Origin of the sequence: Streptomyces xantholiticus (assembly GCF_014651015.1) — a bacterium.
GTDB classification, from domain to species: Bacteria; Actinomycetota; Actinomycetes; order Streptomycetales; family Streptomycetaceae; genus Streptomyces; species Streptomyces xantholiticus.
This window is the reverse complement of sequence record NZ_BMWB01000024.1, coordinates 40,556-54,346: the sequence shown is the minus strand read 5'-3', so window position 1 is coordinate 54,346 and position 13,791 is coordinate 40,556. Positions and strand designations below refer to the sequence as shown.

At 70.2% G+C, this 13,791-nt stretch carries 13 protein-coding genes; 9 read left to right on the top strand and 4 right to left on the bottom strand.

Annotation, left to right across the window (positions count from 1 at the left end):
* Nucleotides 1–121: 121 nt before the first annotated feature.
* Complete coding sequence (locus IE198_RS27950; protein ID WP_229834400.1) at nt 122–2,410, top strand: serine/threonine kinase C-terminal domain-containing protein; 2,289 nt, start codon at nt 122–124, stop codon at nt 2,408–2,410.
* A gap of 27 nt (nt 2,411–2,437) precedes the next feature.
* Here the strand turns inward: IE198_RS27950 and IE198_RS27945 are convergent, their stop codons facing one another.
* Nucleotides 2,438–2,965: a GNAT family N-acetyltransferase gene (locus IE198_RS27945; protein WP_189891471.1), complete on the bottom strand. Its 528-nt coding sequence runs from the start codon at nt 2,963–2,965 to the stop codon at nt 2,438–2,440.
* A 122-nt stretch (nt 2,966–3,087) separates the two neighbouring features.
* Between IE198_RS27945 and IE198_RS27940 the strand changes: the two genes are divergently transcribed.
* On the top strand, nt 3,088–4,374 hold the full coding sequence (locus IE198_RS27940; RefSeq protein WP_189891468.1) for a geranylgeranyl reductase family protein: 1,287 nt from the start codon (nt 3,088–3,090) through the stop codon (nt 4,372–4,374).
* Complete coding sequence (locus IE198_RS27935; RefSeq protein WP_189891466.1) at nt 4,371–4,976, top strand: GNAT family N-acetyltransferase; 606 nt, start codon at nt 4,371–4,373, stop codon at nt 4,974–4,976. The genes IE198_RS27940 and IE198_RS27935 overlap by 4 nt, the downstream gene beginning before the upstream one ends.
* 142 nt (nt 4,977–5,118) lie before the next feature.
* Here the strand turns inward: IE198_RS27935 and IE198_RS27930 are convergent, their stop codons facing one another.
* The 3 genes from IE198_RS27930 to IE198_RS27920 all read right to left on the bottom strand — a co-directional run bounded on the left by IE198_RS27930 (nt 5,119) and on the right by IE198_RS27920 (nt 7,870).
* Nucleotides 5,119–5,589: a hypothetical protein gene (locus IE198_RS27930; protein ID WP_189891464.1), complete on the bottom strand. Its 471-nt coding sequence runs from the start codon at nt 5,587–5,589 to the stop codon at nt 5,119–5,121.
* A gap of 89 nt (nt 5,590–5,678) precedes the next feature.
* Nucleotides 5,679–6,470: a class I SAM-dependent methyltransferase gene (locus IE198_RS27925; protein WP_189891462.1), complete on the bottom strand. Its 792-nt coding sequence runs from the start codon at nt 6,468–6,470 to the stop codon at nt 5,679–5,681.
* Between the two features lie 587 nt (nt 6,471–7,057).
* Complete coding sequence (locus IE198_RS27920; RefSeq protein ID WP_189891460.1) at nt 7,058–7,870, bottom strand: C40 family peptidase; 813 nt, start codon at nt 7,868–7,870, stop codon at nt 7,058–7,060.
* A 734-nt stretch (nt 7,871–8,604) separates the two neighbouring features.
* Here IE198_RS27920 and IE198_RS27915 point away from each other — a divergent pair.
* Genes IE198_RS27915 through nuoF form a run of 6 tightly spaced genes read left to right on the top strand, consistent with a single transcriptional unit; the run spans nt 8,605 to nt 13,782 of the window.
* Nucleotides 8,605–8,964 carry an NADH-quinone oxidoreductase subunit A gene (locus IE198_RS27915; protein ID WP_003974383.1) on the top strand — a complete coding sequence of 120 codons (360 nt, stop codon included), beginning with the start codon at nt 8,605–8,607 and terminating at the stop codon, nt 8,962–8,964.
* A 10-nt stretch (nt 8,965–8,974) separates the two neighbouring features.
* Nucleotides 8,975–9,529, top strand: coding sequence for a NuoB/complex I 20 kDa subunit family protein (locus tag IE198_RS27910; protein ID WP_031141109.1), 555 nt, complete (start codon nt 8,975–8,977; stop codon nt 9,527–9,529).
* Nucleotides 9,526–10,254, top strand: coding sequence for an NADH-quinone oxidoreductase subunit C (locus tag IE198_RS27905; protein WP_189891458.1), 729 nt, complete (start codon nt 9,526–9,528; stop codon nt 10,252–10,254). Before IE198_RS27910 ends, IE198_RS27905 begins: the two co-directional genes overlap by 4 nt.
* Nucleotides 10,251–11,573: an NADH-quinone oxidoreductase subunit D gene (locus tag IE198_RS27900; RefSeq protein ID WP_189891456.1), complete on the top strand. Its 1,323-nt coding sequence runs from the start codon at nt 10,251–10,253 to the stop codon at nt 11,571–11,573. The genes IE198_RS27905 and IE198_RS27900 overlap by 4 nt, the downstream gene beginning before the upstream one ends.
* Nucleotides 11,570–12,403, top strand: a complete 834-nt coding sequence (nuoE, locus tag IE198_RS27895; RefSeq protein ID WP_189891454.1) for an NADH-quinone oxidoreductase subunit NuoE — start codon at nt 11,570–11,572, stop codon at nt 12,401–12,403. Before IE198_RS27900 ends, nuoE begins: the two co-directional genes overlap by 4 nt.
* Nucleotides 12,403–13,782 (top strand): NADH-quinone oxidoreductase subunit NuoF, encoded by a 1,380-nt coding sequence (nuoF, locus tag IE198_RS27890; RefSeq protein WP_189891452.1) that lies wholly within the window; start codon nt 12,403–12,405, stop codon nt 13,780–13,782. Before nuoE ends, nuoF begins: the two co-directional genes overlap by 1 nt.
* Nucleotides 13,783–13,791: the final 9 nt, after the last annotated feature.

The following is a 13,791-nucleotide window of genomic DNA, read 5'->3' as shown; positions in this document are numbered from 1 at the left end:
GCGGCTGCCCGAAGTGTCGGCGCCGCCGCCGCCGCCGACGGCGCCGCCGGCGGCCCCGTCGGCACCGGTGTCTCCGGCGATGCCGGCAGCTCCGCCCCCGCCCACGTACGGGCCCGGGCCCGTGCAGCCGTCGCCCCTCGCCGCCTTCCTCAGCCGGGCCCTGAGGGGCGACTGGCTGTCGGCCGCCAAGGCCGCGCTCTGGCCGGCCGGACTGCTGCTGGTGCTCGCGATCGCGCTGGCCGTTCCCTCGTACGATCAGGGCGACGAGGTCGTCGTCGGCTGGAGCGACCGGCTCCGCATCGCCCTCGCCCTGCTTCTGCAGGGCATCGGCGGCGACTTCGAACTGAAGGTGGCGGGACCTTCGCAGTTCGGCCCCGACGGCTACGGCTCCGACTTCGGCTCCGGTGGCTCCTACGGCTCCGATTCCGCAATGGACGACCTGGCGCAGGGAGCGGCGTCGCTCTCCCTCGTCCCGCTGACCGTGACGGCGCTGCTGATCGCGGCGCTCTGGCTGGGAGCCCGGAGGCTGCGCGGCCGCGGCGAGGGCCTGGAGGCGGCGGTCCGCGTCTCCGTGCTCGTCACGGGCGTGGTGCTGGTCCTCGGTCTGTTCGCGCAGCCCGAGATCATGGGCGTACGGATTTCCTCGTCGCCCGTGCTCGCCGCGCTCGGTGCCCTGGTCGTCTCCCTCGTGGTGACGGCCGGGGTGCTGCAGCGCGATCAGCTCGCGGCCCGGCTCGCCGCGCGCCCGGCCGCCAGGTCGGCGGTCCGCGGGCTGGGCTCGGCGGTCGGCGCGGTGTGCACGGTGGTCGCGCTGTGCTCGCTCGTGGGTTTCGTCGTCTACGCGGCCACCGACGACGTCGACGGCACGGCGCTGCTCCTCGCCCTGCCGATCCTGCCCAACATCGGCTTCGCGGTGCTGGGGCTGAGCTGGGGCGTGCCCGTGGAGTACAGCTTCCAGGGCCCCAGTGGCTGGGGCGGCTCCGCCGTGGAGCGCGGCGACGTCGGACTCGGCGAGATCGGCGACGAGTGGGGCGGCGGCGCCGTGACCGGTGTGCTGGCGCTGGGCGTCGTCTGCGCGCTGGCCATCGGCCTCTGGGCCGCCCGCCGCTCGGCCGACCGCCGCGAACAGGTGCTGGTGGGGGCGTTCACACTGGGGCTGGTCCTGGTCGGCACCGGCGTCAGCGGGGTGACCGCCGACCTGGCGGGTGCCTTCGGTGAGTTCGGCGGCCTGGGCAGGACCGAGGTGGCGCCGAGCGTTCCGGACGCGTTGCTGTTCGGCCTGCTGTGGGTGGGCGGAGCGCTGCTGCTGGGCCCGGTGCTGCAACGTCGTGGGGGCGGAGGTCCGGCGGCGCCGGGGTCCGGGCCCACGCCTCCGGTGTGGCCGGCCCCGGGGCACCTGCCTTCGGGCCCGGTCGGCGCCGGCTTCACGGCGGGCGCGGCGCCCGCGCCCGCCGCTGAGGCGGCGCCTCGGGCTGCCGAGCCCGGACAGGTCGGCGCAGGGCCGGCCGCTGAGGCCGGTCCCGTCGGCGCAGGCGCCGAGCCCGGTTCCGTCGCAGGCACGGCGTCCGAGCCGGGCCCGGCCGGCCCCGTACCCACGCCCACCGCCGTCGACGGCGCCGTCGCCCACGTGCCGGGACCGTACGCGCCGCAGCCCCCGCTTCCCGGCGCGTACGACGAGCCCGCCGCCGACACGGGCCGCCGGCGGCGCGTCCTGGTGTGGACGGCCACCCTCACCGCCGCGTTCGTCGTCGGCGGCGGCGCAACAGCGGGTGTACTGATGTTCCAGGACAGGGACGACCGGGCCAACCCGTCCATCGAGATCGGCGGGACGCCCGACGGCGATGCGAAGGGCTCCCGAGAGCCCTCGCCCACCCCGCCGCCCGCCTCTTCGCCCCCGGCAGCGTCCACCACGCCCTCCCCCCGCGCGAGCGGACCGTCCCCCAGCAACGAGCCCTTGCTCCCGCCCGGCTTCGTGCTGAAGCAGGACCCGGCCGGGTTCACCATCGGTGTGATGGAGGGCTGGTCGCGCCGACAGGCAGGCAGCCAGGTCTACTACGAGGCGCCGACCGGCGGCGAGTACATCCAGATCGGGATCATCAGGGACACCCCGACGAGCAGTTACGACAACTTCACCGGCCTCGAGCAGAAGCACCTGGCGAACACCAGGAGCGACTACCAACGGGTCCGGCTCGAGGAGAACACGTACCAGGGACGCCCCGGCGCGATCTGGGAGTTCACGCACATCCCCGAGCCCGACGAGAGCGGCCTGCGGCGCCACGTCATCGATCAGGCCTTCGTCGCCGCCGACGGCACCGAGTACGCGATCCTCGCCGCCGGCCGCGCCGACGCGTGGGACCCGGCCGAGGACACGGTGTTCTCCACCGCCGTCAGCACCTTCAAGGTCGGCTGAGCCCGCCGTCGGGGCAGGTCCCGCGGATCAGGACCGGGCCGGCCCGAGCTCCAGCCGGAAGCAGAAGCCCTGCTGCTTGGACACCGGAGTCGTGAAGGTCTCCGCCAGCTCCATGCCGATCCGCCGGGTCACGGCGATGGACCGCTCGTTGCGCGAGTGCACCATCGCCACGACGCGCTGCACCCCCGCCGCCCGTACCCGCTCCAGCGTGGTGCGGGCGGCGGCCGTCGCATACCCCTTGCCCCAGGAGGAACGGGCCAGCCGCCAGCCGATCTCGATCTCGCCGACCGGGCCGAACTCCTTGTGCGGCCAGGGCTGGGCACCGGTGAAGCCGATGACCTCGCCGTCCGCGTCGAGCATCGTCCAGAAACAGAACCCCCGCTCGGCGTCGTGCCTGCGCTGCCGTGCGGTGAGCTCCTCGTAGACGGACAGTTCGGCCGCTTTTCCACCGTGGAACTCCATGACCTCCGGGTCGTTGAACACACGGTGCCAGGCGATGGCGTCCTCGTCCGTGGGCACCCGGAGCTGTATGACGGGGAGCGGCCTGCTGGTCATAGACGGAGCCCTTCGGTCGGTTGATCGGTACGCCACCTTAGACTGCACAAGACTGCACCTGTCGTGTGCCGTTCACTACGCAATTTCGACAGCGCCCCATCGAATCCTCGGGAGAAGCCGCCGTGACCGAAGCCCTCACCGAGCACACTGCCGATGTGATCGTCGTCGGGGCGGGCCCGGCCGGCTCCACGACGGCGTACTACCTGGCCAAGGCCGGACTGGACGTGCTGCTGCTGGAGAAGACCGCCTTCCCGCGCGAAAAGGTCTGCGGCGACGGCCTCACGCCGCGCGCGACCAAGCAGCTTGTCTCGATGGGCATCGACATCTCGGAAGAGGCCGGCTGGCTGCGGAACAAGGGCCTGCGGATCATCGGCGGCGGCGTGCGGCTCCAGCTCGACTGGCCGGACCTCGCCTCGTACCCGGACTACGGCCTGGTCCGCAAGCGCGACGACTTCGACGAGCAGCTGGCCCGGCAGGCCCAGAAGGCGGGCGCGCGCCTGTACGAGCGCTGCAACGTCGGCGCGCCGGTCATCGACGACCGCACCGGCCGGATCACCGGCGTGCACGCGAAGCTCGGCGAGGAGAAGACCCCGGTCACCTTCCACGCACCGCTCGTCGTCGCCGCCGACGGCAACTCCTCCCGGATCTCGCTCGCCATGGGTCTGCACCGCCGTGAGGACCGCCCGATGGGCGTCGCGGTCCGCACGTACTTCACCTCGCCCCGGCACGACGACGACTACCTCGAGTCGTGGCTGGAACTGTGGGACCGGCGCGGCCCGGGCGAGGACCGGCTGCTGCCCGGATACGGCTGGATCTTCGGCATGGGCGACGGAACGTCCAATGTCGGCCTCGGCGTCCTCAACACCTCCGCCTCCTTCAAGGAGCTGGACTGGCGCGAGATCCTCAAGGCCTGGTGCGCCTCGATGCCCCAGGACTGGGGCTACACGCCGGAGAACATGACCGGTCCCATCCGTGGGGCGGCCCTGCCGATGGCGTTCAACCGCCAGCCGCACTACACGCGCGGACTGCTGCTGGTCGGTGACGCGGGCGGCCTGGTCAACCCGTTCAACGGCGAGGGCATCGCATACGCGATGGAGTCCGGCCAGATCGCGGCCGACGTCATCGTCCAGGCCAATGCCCGGCAGACCCCGGCCCAGCGCGAATTGGCCCTGCACCGCTACCCGAAGGTCCTCAAGGACACCTACGGCGGCTACTACACGCTGGGCCGCGCCTTCGTGAAGCTGATCGGCAACCCCAAGGTCATGAAGATCGCGACACAGCGCGGTCTCACGCACCCGCTGCTGATGAAGTTCACGCTGAAGATGCTGGCCAACCTGACCGATCCGACCGGTGGCGACGCGATGGACCGCATCATCAACGGCCTGTCCAAGGTCGCGCCGAAGGCGTGAAGCCCACCGGGCTTCCCGGCGGTGTCACGCTGCGCACGCCGCTGCCGGGCGACGCCGAGGCGCTGTGCGCGGCCTACGTGGACAACCGGGAGCACCTCGCGCCCTGGGAACCCCGCCGTGCCGACGAGTTCTTCACCGTCGAGGGCCAGGCCCACCGCCTCGCCGAGCGGCTGCTCGAGTACGAGGCGGGGCGACTGGTGCCCTGGCTGCTCATCGCCGGCGACGGGCGCGTCGTCGGCACCATCACGCTCTCCGGCATCACCCGCGGCCCGTTCTGCAGCGCGTACCTCGGCTACTGGACCGCTGTCGACCAGCAGGGCAGGGGCCTGGCGACGGCGGCGGTGGAAGCTGTCTGCGCCGCAGCGGACGACGCGTTGGGACTGCACCGGATCGAGGCGTCCACGCTGGTGGACAACGTGCGCTCCCAGCGGGTGCTGGAGAAGTGCGGCTTCCAGCCCATCGGCCTCGCGCCGCGCTACCTCCACATCGACGGAGCCTGGCGCGACCACCGCCTCTTCCAGCGCATCCTGCACGACCGGCCCCCGACCGTCCGCCGGGTGACCCGAGGTCCCCGGCCCTGCGGACCCGCTCCGGCAGGATGACCGCGACGCGGGCGACCTCGTGGTCGGCGACCGGCTCATCCACGCCGCGGACCGCGCGACGGCGTCCGGGGCCGGTTCCCGGCCGGTCCGGGGTCGTCAGGGGCCCGTCCGGGACGCCGGCGCGGGACGTCCGGTCGCCGGATCAGGCCAGTCGGATGACGGCACGGTCGCCGTCGACGGCGACGACCTCGACCTCCAGGTCGTTGACGACCAAGGTGCCCGGGACGGTCATCGTGCCGTCGAAGTTCGTGCCGGGTCCCGCCGCCTTGTAGGTGAGCACGTCGTCGGCGATGCGGACGACGGTGAAGCCGTCCAGACGGACGCTGTCGCCGGCGAAGGTGATTCTGTCGCCGGACCGCACCTCCACCTCACAGCGGCCGTCCGCGCAGGCCTTCAGGTCGGTGCCGTCGGCCGGCGTCGGAAACGCCGTGACGGGTGAGGACGGGGGCGACGGGGGAGCGGAGGTCGTCGGCGTCGCCGAGGCGCTGGGCCGCGGGGAGGGTGTCGCCGTGGGCCCGTCGGAATCCCCGCCCCCACCCCCGCATCCGGTCAGCAGCAGCCCCAGCACGGTGGCGCACATCAGGAGGGGGAGGCGGTGCGTGGTGGAGGACATTCGGCAGGCTCCCAGACTCTCGTGACGGGACGCCGGGCATGCATGCCCGGCCGTTGCGCCCGGCGAAGCCTCGGCGGGCGTGGTGCCGATCAGACGGCGTGGGTGACGCGGAGTTTCGACTGTCCGTGCGGCAGCCGCTCCCAGTCGTCCATGAAGCGGGCGACGAGACCGTGCCGCGCGGCCAGCCGGGTCAGCGTCTCCGTGCGGTAGTAGAAGTCCTCGCCCAGCACCTGGTGCTCGCGCGTCTCGGTGCGGTCGTAGGTGAAGTCGAAGAAGCCGCCGGGCGCCAGCACCCGTCCGATGTTCGCCAGGCATTCGTCGATGACCTCCAACGGCGAGTGCGAGAAGACGCTGTGCGCGTGCACGACCGTGAAGGACGCGTCGGGGAGAAAGTCCAGCGTCAGGTCTTCGACGGGGGTGAGATACGGCAGCTTGTGCTGGAGGCCGTAGCGGACGAGGGTCTTCTTGGCCTCGATGAGGATGTCCGGCGAGATGTCGATCCCGTAGTAGTGGCCGGGCTCCAGATGGTCGATGAACCGCCATCCGGCCCGCAGATTGCCGCAGCCGATCTCCAGCAGCCGGTCCTGCGGCCGCAGTCCGTGCTCCCTCAGGTAGTCGAACTGCATCCGACCGATGGCCAGCCAGCGGTCGTGGGACGGCCCCCCGCCCACCGCCGCCTCGGGGCTCCTCGCGGTGTCCGACGCCATCACTGCCCGGTAGTACGCGACGTGCCCGCCGCGGTGGCGCAGCCGCAGCCACGTGTCCCGGCTCGCGCGGCGCACATGGGGCAGCACGCGTCGCGGGTGCCGCAGCGCGTAGCGCACCTTGTGGCTGATCCGTGAGCGGTTCGTCGACAACCGCGATACGGGTCTGTCCTGCATGACGGCCTCCCTGTGCCATCCGTGGGCTGCCCCTCTCGGATGCTAACCAGGGTGGGACAGGTCCGCCTGGGCTCGGCGGCGGGCGGGCAGCGGGGCGAGGACCGGCATCGGCATCGACCCGGGCGCCTTCGAGGCGCCCGGTGGTGCCCCGGAAACGCGTATGGCGCGCCATTGTGGCCAGGCCAGGGCGGCCCCCGGGCGCCTTCGGTGTCGCACGGCTCGCCGTGGCGCCACAGGTGTGCCATGGCGGAGATGGCGGCGGCGACGGCGATCGCCGGTGCTCCGGCCATCCCGGTCGCCGGACAGGCCGGCCGGGGCTGCGCCGGCTCGCCGTGTACCCGCCCGTCGCACCGATGACCGAGACGCTGCGCGGCCTGCTGACGGGTACGGAGATCGGCAGCGACGGCGCCGTCGCCCTCGTCCGGCGCGTCGGCCTGAGCCCGGCCGGCTCTCCGTGGGCTCGGGCCGTCTGCCACCGCGAGGCGCACGGTAGGACATCCGCACCCCGTCCGCGCGCAACGCGAAGGGCCGTCGCTCCCTCCGGGGGAGCGACGGCCCTTCCAGGCGCTGCAGGCGCTGAGGCTACGTCAGAGGACGCGGACCGCGCCGCTCGCCGGGTAGCCCGACAGGTCCTGGATGACGACGCCCTTGCTCGGGTTCGCGGCGTCCAGGTACTGGCCGTCGCCGATGTAGACGCCCGTGTGGTACGCGGAGCCGGCACCGCCCCAGTACAGGATGTCGCCGACCTGGAGGTTGGAGGTGCCCACCTGCGTGCCCGCCAGCGACTGGTCCTGCGAGACGCGCGGGAGGTCGATGCCGACGGTGCGGTAGGCGGCCTGGACCAGGCTGGAGCAGTCCCAGGCGTTGGGGCCGGTGGCGCCCATGATGTAAGCGTCGCCGAGCTGCGCCTTCAGGAAGGCGACCACGGTCGCGGCGCTGCCCGTGGCGCTGCTGCCGGCGGAGCTGTAGGTGGAGGCGGAGAGGGAGGTGCGCTCGGAGTCGCGGGACGCGCGCTCCTGGGCGGCGGCCTCGGCGCGCTTCTTCGCCTCTGCCTTCTCCTTGGCCTCGGCCTCACGGTCGGCCTCGGCCTTGGCCGTCCTGGCGGCCTTCGCGGCCTTGGCCGCGGCCGCCTCCTCCTGGGCCTGCAGCTCAGCCTGGAGCTCGAGGTCGAGGGCGACCTGCTGGGTGGCTTCGGCGGACCGGGCGACCGCGGTGACGGCGTCCGCGGTGAGAAGGGGCATCTCGATGGTCTCGGTCACCGGCTCGGCGTTCGCCGGCCCGGCGGCACCGGCCACCGCGATGGTGCTGAGGAAGCCACCGGCAACTCCGGCCCGTATCGCCATTTTCGAGGCGCTGCGGCGGGGCTTCCGGTGGCTGGGTATGTGAGCGGTGTGGGACATGAGTACAACCGCTATCAGGGCCGAACGGTTCCCTTCAAGAAACGTGTGCTGCGCCACAGTTGTGACCGGAACGTGTGAATCCGCGCTTCGTGAACCTTTATTGACGCCGTAACGGGCAAACCGGGCAGGCGCGATCAGGGCCGTGATCACAGCCTTTCCGAAAAAGGTCCGAATTGCCGGGGGCTTACCACCCCTTTACGTGGTTGGCCAAGCCCGCTTTTGTTGAACTCTTGAGTGCGTGGCGCAGGTCACAGAATGGTCAACGTCCGGGTGGTCCGGTGCTCGTGAAGCGGCGCACTCGTCCACCACGATCCACTCGATCCCACTGCCGAGTGACCCGGCGTCCAATATCACCCGATGCGGTCCATCTCCAATTTGCCTGCGATCCCCACTGCTTGATAAAGCGCCCCGGCTCCGACCAGCGATAACGGCTCCGGATGTCACGGCTGGTGATCGCTCGGGAGCTTCGCGTATGAAGATCACCGCTCATCCGACTTCATGATCCTTCGTCTGGTGGTGGAGATCACAAACTCCATGCCGGACCCCGTGTCGCAGATCACAGACCGAGAGGCATAGGATGCGGGGCAGTCGGGCTTGTGAACTGCCTCACATGTGCACGATCTTCGAGCGCGATCCTCGGTCGCGATCTTCGGGAGTCGGGCGCCACCTGCGGGGCGGCGAGGCGGTGCCCGGTGCGGTCCAACGGTCAAGGACGACTGGAAGGAGCGAGGAGGGTGAATGCTTACGCGCCCATCCTTGTGCTCGGCGCCCTCGGGGCAGGGTTTGCGATCTTCTCCGTGGTCATGGCCACGCTTATCGGCCCCAAGCGGTACAACCGGGCGAAGCTCGAAGCGTACGAGTGCGGCATCGAGCCCACTCCTACGCCTGCCGGAGGCGGTCGCTTCCCGATCAAGTACTACCTGACGGCGATGCTCTTCATCATTTTCGACATCGAGATCGTCTTCCTCTATCCCTGGGCCGTCACCTTCGACGCCCTGGGGATCTTCGGGCTCGTGGAGATGCTGCTCTTCGTGCTCACCGTCTTCGTCGCCTACGCGTATGTATGGCGGCGCGGCGGCCTGGAATGGGACTGAGGGGCACACCATGGGACTCGAAGAGAAGCTGCCGAGCGGATTCCTGCTGACCACCGTCGAACAGGCCGCGGGCTGGGTGCGCAAGTCATCCGTCTTCCCCGCGACCTTCGGTCTGGCCTGCTGCGCCATCGAGATGATGACGACCGGCGCCGGCCGTTACGACCTGGCCCGCTTCGGCATGGAGGTCTTCCGCGGTTCGCCGCGCCAGGCCGACCTGATGATCGTGGCCGGCCGGGTGAGCCAGAAGATGGCGCCCGTCCTGCGCCAGGTCTACGACCAGATGCCCAACCCCAAGTGGGTGATCTCCATGGGTGTTTGCGCGTCATCGGGCGGAATGTTCAACAATTACGCGATTGTGCAGGGTGTTGATCATATCGTCCCCGTCGACATCTATCTGCCGGGCTGCCCACCACGCCCCGAGATGCTGTTGGACGCGATTCTCAAGCTCCACCAGAAGATCCAGAGCTCCAAGCTCGGCGTGAACGCCGAGGAGGCGGCCCGGGAGGCGGAGGAGGCGGCCCTCAAGGCGCTCCCGACGATCGAGATGAAGGGGCTGCTCCGATGAGTGACCAGCCGAACCCGGAGAAGGAGCTCTCCGAGCAGAACCTTCCCGGCCAGCGCGGTGAGCACGGCGAGGAGATCCGCGTCCAGCGCGGCATGTTCGGCGCCAACAGCGGAGGGGACACGTCCGGTTACGGCGGGCTCGTACGCTCCGTGCGCCTGCCGGGCCCGGCCACCCGCCCCTACGGCGGCTGGTTCGACGAGGTCGCCGACGAACTCGAGGGCGCCCTCGAGGAGCAGGGCCTGGTGCCCGAGAACGCCATCGAGAAGACCGTCGTCGACCGCGGTGAACTCACCTTCCACATCGCGCGCGAACACCTGGTGCAGGTGGCGAAGACCCTGCGGGACGACCCGGCGCTGCGCTTCGAGCTCTGCACCGGTGTGAGCGGGGTGCACTACCTCGAGGACAAGGGCCGCGAGCTGCACGCCGTCTACCACCTGCGCTCGATCACCCACGGCCGATTGATCCGGCTCGAGGTCTGTGCCCCGGACCGCGATCCGCACATTCCGTCGCTGGTACCGGTCTATCCGACCAACGACTGGCACGAGCGCGAGACCTACGACTTCTTCGGGCTCGTCTTCGACGGCCACCCCGCCCTCACCCGGATCATGATGCCGGACGACTGGCAGGGCTTCCCGCAGCGGAAGGACTATCCGCTCGGCGGCATCGCCGTCGAGTACAAGGGCGCCCAGATCCCGGCTCCGGACCAGCGGAGGTCGTACTCGTGAGCACTTCCCATGCATCCGCACGCGACACCACAGAGGGACCCGTATACACGGTCACCGGTGGCGACTGGGACGAGGTCGTCCGGTCCGCGGCCAAGGCCGACGACGAGCGGATCGTCGTCAACATGGGCCCGCAGCACCCCTCCACGCACGGCGTTCTGCGGCTGATCCTGGAGATCGACGGCGAGACCGTCACCGAGGCCCGCTGCGGCATCGGTTACCTCCACACCGGTATCGAGAAGAACCTCGAGTACCGGACCTGGACGCAGGGCACCACCTTCGTCACGCGCATGGATTACCTGACGCCGTTCTTCAACGAGACGGCGTACTGCCTGGGCGTCGAGCGCCTGCTCGGCATCAAGGACCAGGTTCCCGACCGGGCGTCGGTCATCCGCGTGCTGCTGATGGAGCTCAACCGGATCTCCTCGCACCTGGTCGCCATCGCCACCGGCGGCATGGAACTCGGCGCCACGACGATCATGATCTACGGCTTCCGTGACCGTGAACTGATTCTCGACATCTACGAGCTGATCACCGGCCTGCGCATGAACCACGCGTACATCCGGCCAGGCGGCCTCGCCCAGGACCTGCCGCCCGGCGCGGTGGACCAGATGCGCGAGTTCGTGAAGACGATGAAGAAGAACCTGCCGGAGTACGACAAGCTCGCCACCGGCAACCCGATCTTCAAGGCCCGCATGCAGGACGTCGGCCACCTGGACCTCACCGGATGCATGGCCCTCGGCGCGACGGGGCCGATCCTGCGCGCCACGGGCCTCGCCCACGACCTGCGCAAGACCGACCCGTACTGCGGCTACGAGACCTACGACTTCGACGTCCCGACCGCCGACACCTGCGACGCCTACGGCCGCTTCCTCATCCGCCTCGAGGAGATGAGGCAGTCGCTGCGGATCGTCGAGCAGTGCCTGGACCGGCTGGAGCCGGGCGCGGTCATGGTCGCCGACAAGAAGATCGCCTGGCCCGCGCAGCTCGCGCTCGGCCCCGACGGTCTCGGCAACTCCCTCGACCACATCAAGAAGATCATGGGTACCTCCATGGAGGCCCTGATCCACCACTTCAAGCTGGTGACCGAGGGGTTCCGGGTGCCGGCCGGACAGACGTACGCCGCGGTCGAGTCGCCCAAGGGCGAGCTCGGAGTGCATGTCGTCTCCGACGGCGGCACCCGGCCCTTCCGGGTCCACTTCCGCGACCCGTCGTTCACCAATCTGCAGGCCATGGCGGCGATGTGCGAGGGCGGCCAGGTCGCCGACGTCATCGTCGCCGTCGCGTCCATCGACCCCGTGATGGGAGGCGTCGACCGATGACGGACGTATCGCTGGGCATGCCGCAACTGCCCGCGCCCGACTACCCGGCCGATGTGCGCGCAAGGCTGGAGGCGGACGCGAAGGAGATCATCGCCCGCTACCCCGGCAGCCGGTCCGCCTTGCTGCCGCTGCTGCACCTCGTGCAGTCGCAAGAGGGCCATGTGACCCGTACGGGCATGCAGTTCTGCGCCGACATGCTCGACCTCACCACCGCGGAGGTCACCGCCGTCGCCACCTTCTACACCATGTACCGGCGCAAGCCCTCCGGTGAGTACCAGGTCGGTGTCTGCACCAACACGCTGTGCGCGGTGATGGGCGGCGACGCGATCTTCGAGGAGCTGAAGGAGCACCTCGGCGTCGGCAACAACGAGACGACCGAGGACGGCAGGATCACCCTCGAGCACATCGAGTGCAACGCGGCCTGCGACTTCGCGCCCGTGGTGATGGTCAACTGGGAGTTCTTCGACAACCAGACGCCCGAGTCCGCGAAGAAGCTCGTCGACGACCTGCGCGCCGGCGGGCAGGTCAGCCCCACCCGCGGCGCCCCGCTGTGCACGTACAAGGAGACCGCCCGCATTCTGGCCGGCTTCCCGGACGAGCGTCCCGGCGTGGTCGAGGCCTCCGGCGGTGCCGGGCCGGCGTCGCTGATCGGCCTGCGGCTCGCCAAGGGAGAGACCGCCCCCGCCCGCGTGGTGCACCCTCGCGGCGAGGCACCGCAGGATCGCCCCCAACCCGGCTCCGAGCACCTGAGCTCGCATGACGCACCGCAGAAGACCTCGGCGTCCGACCCGGAAAACCCGGCCGGACCTGTGGCCGAGGAGGGGGAGTGATGACCTTGTCCACCGAGTACGGCGGCGGTTCCCGGCCACAGGTCGGGGGAGACGGCAGCCCCGAGAAGCTCCTCGCCCCGGTCCTTACGGCCTTCTGGGACGAACCCGAGTCGTGGACGCTCGCGACCTATCGCAGGCACGATGGCTACGAGGGGCTGCGCAAGGCGCTCGCCATGTCGCCCGACGACCTGATCGCCTACGTCAAGGACTCCGGCCTGCGCGGCCGCGGCGGCGCGGGCTTCCCGACCGGTATGAAGTGGCAGTTCATTCCGCAGGGTGACGGCAAACCTCACTACCTCGTCGTCAACGCCGACGAGTCGGAGCCGGGCACCTGCAAGGACATCCCCCTTCTGTTCGCCAATCCGCACTCCCTCATCGAGGGAATCGTGATCGCCTGCTACGCGATCCGCTCCAGCCACGCCTTCATCTATCTGCGCGGGGAAGTCGTCCCCGTACTACGGCGGTTGCACGAGGCCGTGCGCGAGGCGTACGAAGCGGGCTACCTCGGCAAGGACATCCTGGGCAGCGGACTCGACCTCGAACTCACCGTGCACGCGGGCGCGGGCGCATACATCTGCGGTGAGGAGACCGCGCTGCTGGACTCCCTGGAGGGCCGCCGCGGCCAGCCCCGGCTGCGGCCCCCCTTCCCCGCGGTCGCCGGCCTGTACGCCTGCCCCACTGTGGTGAACAACGTCGAGTCCATCGCGTCGGTTCCCGCGATCCTCAACAAGGGCAAGGACTGGTTCAGGTCCATGGGCAGCGAGAAGTCCCCCGGCTTCACGCTGTACTCACTCAGCGGACACGTCGCGAGCCCCGGCCAGTACGAGGCGCCGCTCGGCATCACCCTGCGCCAGCTGCTCGACATGAGCGGCGGCATGCGGCCCGGCCACCGGCTGAAGTTCTGGACGCCCGGCGGCTCCTCGACCCCGATGTTCACCGACGAGCACCTCGACGTCCCGCTGGACTACGAGGGCGTCGGCGCGGCCGGTTCGATGCTCGGCACGAAGGCGCTCCAGTGCTTCGACGAGACCACGTGCGTGGTGCGGGCCGTCACCCGCTGGACCGAGTTCTACGCCCACGAATCCTGCGGCAAGTGCACGCCGTGCCGTGAAGGCACCTACTGGCTGGTCCAGTTGCTGCGCGACATCGAGGCAGGCAAGGGCGTCATGTCCGACCTCGACAAGCTGAACGACATCGCCGACAACATCAACGGCAAGTCCTTCTGCGCGCTCGGTGACGGCGCCGCTTCGCCGATCTTCTCCTCGCTCAAGTACTTCCGCGACGAGTACGAGCAGCACATCACGGGCAAGGGCTGCCCCTTCGACCCGGCCAGGTCGACGGCCTGGGCGGACCGACACACCACGGAGGTGTCCGCATGACTGTGGCGC

What these genes read in the sequence shown, in the direction of transcription:
- IE198_RS27910 (WP_031141109.1), top strand. Translation starts at nt 8,975, where the DNA reads ATGGGACTCGAAGAGAAGCTGCCGAGCGGATTCCTGCTGACCACCGTC.
- IE198_RS27905 (WP_189891458.1), top strand. Translation starts at nt 9,526, where the DNA reads ATGAGTGACCAGCCGAACCCGGAGAAGGAGCTCTCCGAGCAGAACCTT.
- IE198_RS27930 (WP_189891464.1), bottom strand. Translation starts at nt 5,589, where the DNA reads ATGTCCTCCACCACGCACCGCCTCCCCCTCCTGATGTGCGCCACCGTG.
- IE198_RS27945 (WP_189891471.1), bottom strand. Translation starts at nt 2,965, where the DNA reads ATGACCAGCAGGCCGCTCCCCGTCATACAGCTCCGGGTGCCCACGGAC.
- IE198_RS27925 (WP_189891462.1), bottom strand. Translation starts at nt 6,470, where the DNA reads ATGCAGGACAGACCCGTATCGCGGTTGTCGACGAACCGCTCACGGATC.
- IE198_RS27920 (WP_189891460.1), bottom strand. Translation starts at nt 7,870, where the DNA reads ATGTCCCACACCGCTCACATACCCAGCCACCGGAAGCCCCGCCGCAGC.
- nuoF (WP_189891452.1), top strand. Translation starts at nt 12,403, where the DNA reads ATGACCTTGTCCACCGAGTACGGCGGCGGTTCCCGGCCACAGGTCGGG.
- nuoE (WP_189891454.1), top strand. Translation starts at nt 11,570, where the DNA reads ATGACGGACGTATCGCTGGGCATGCCGCAACTGCCCGCGCCCGACTAC.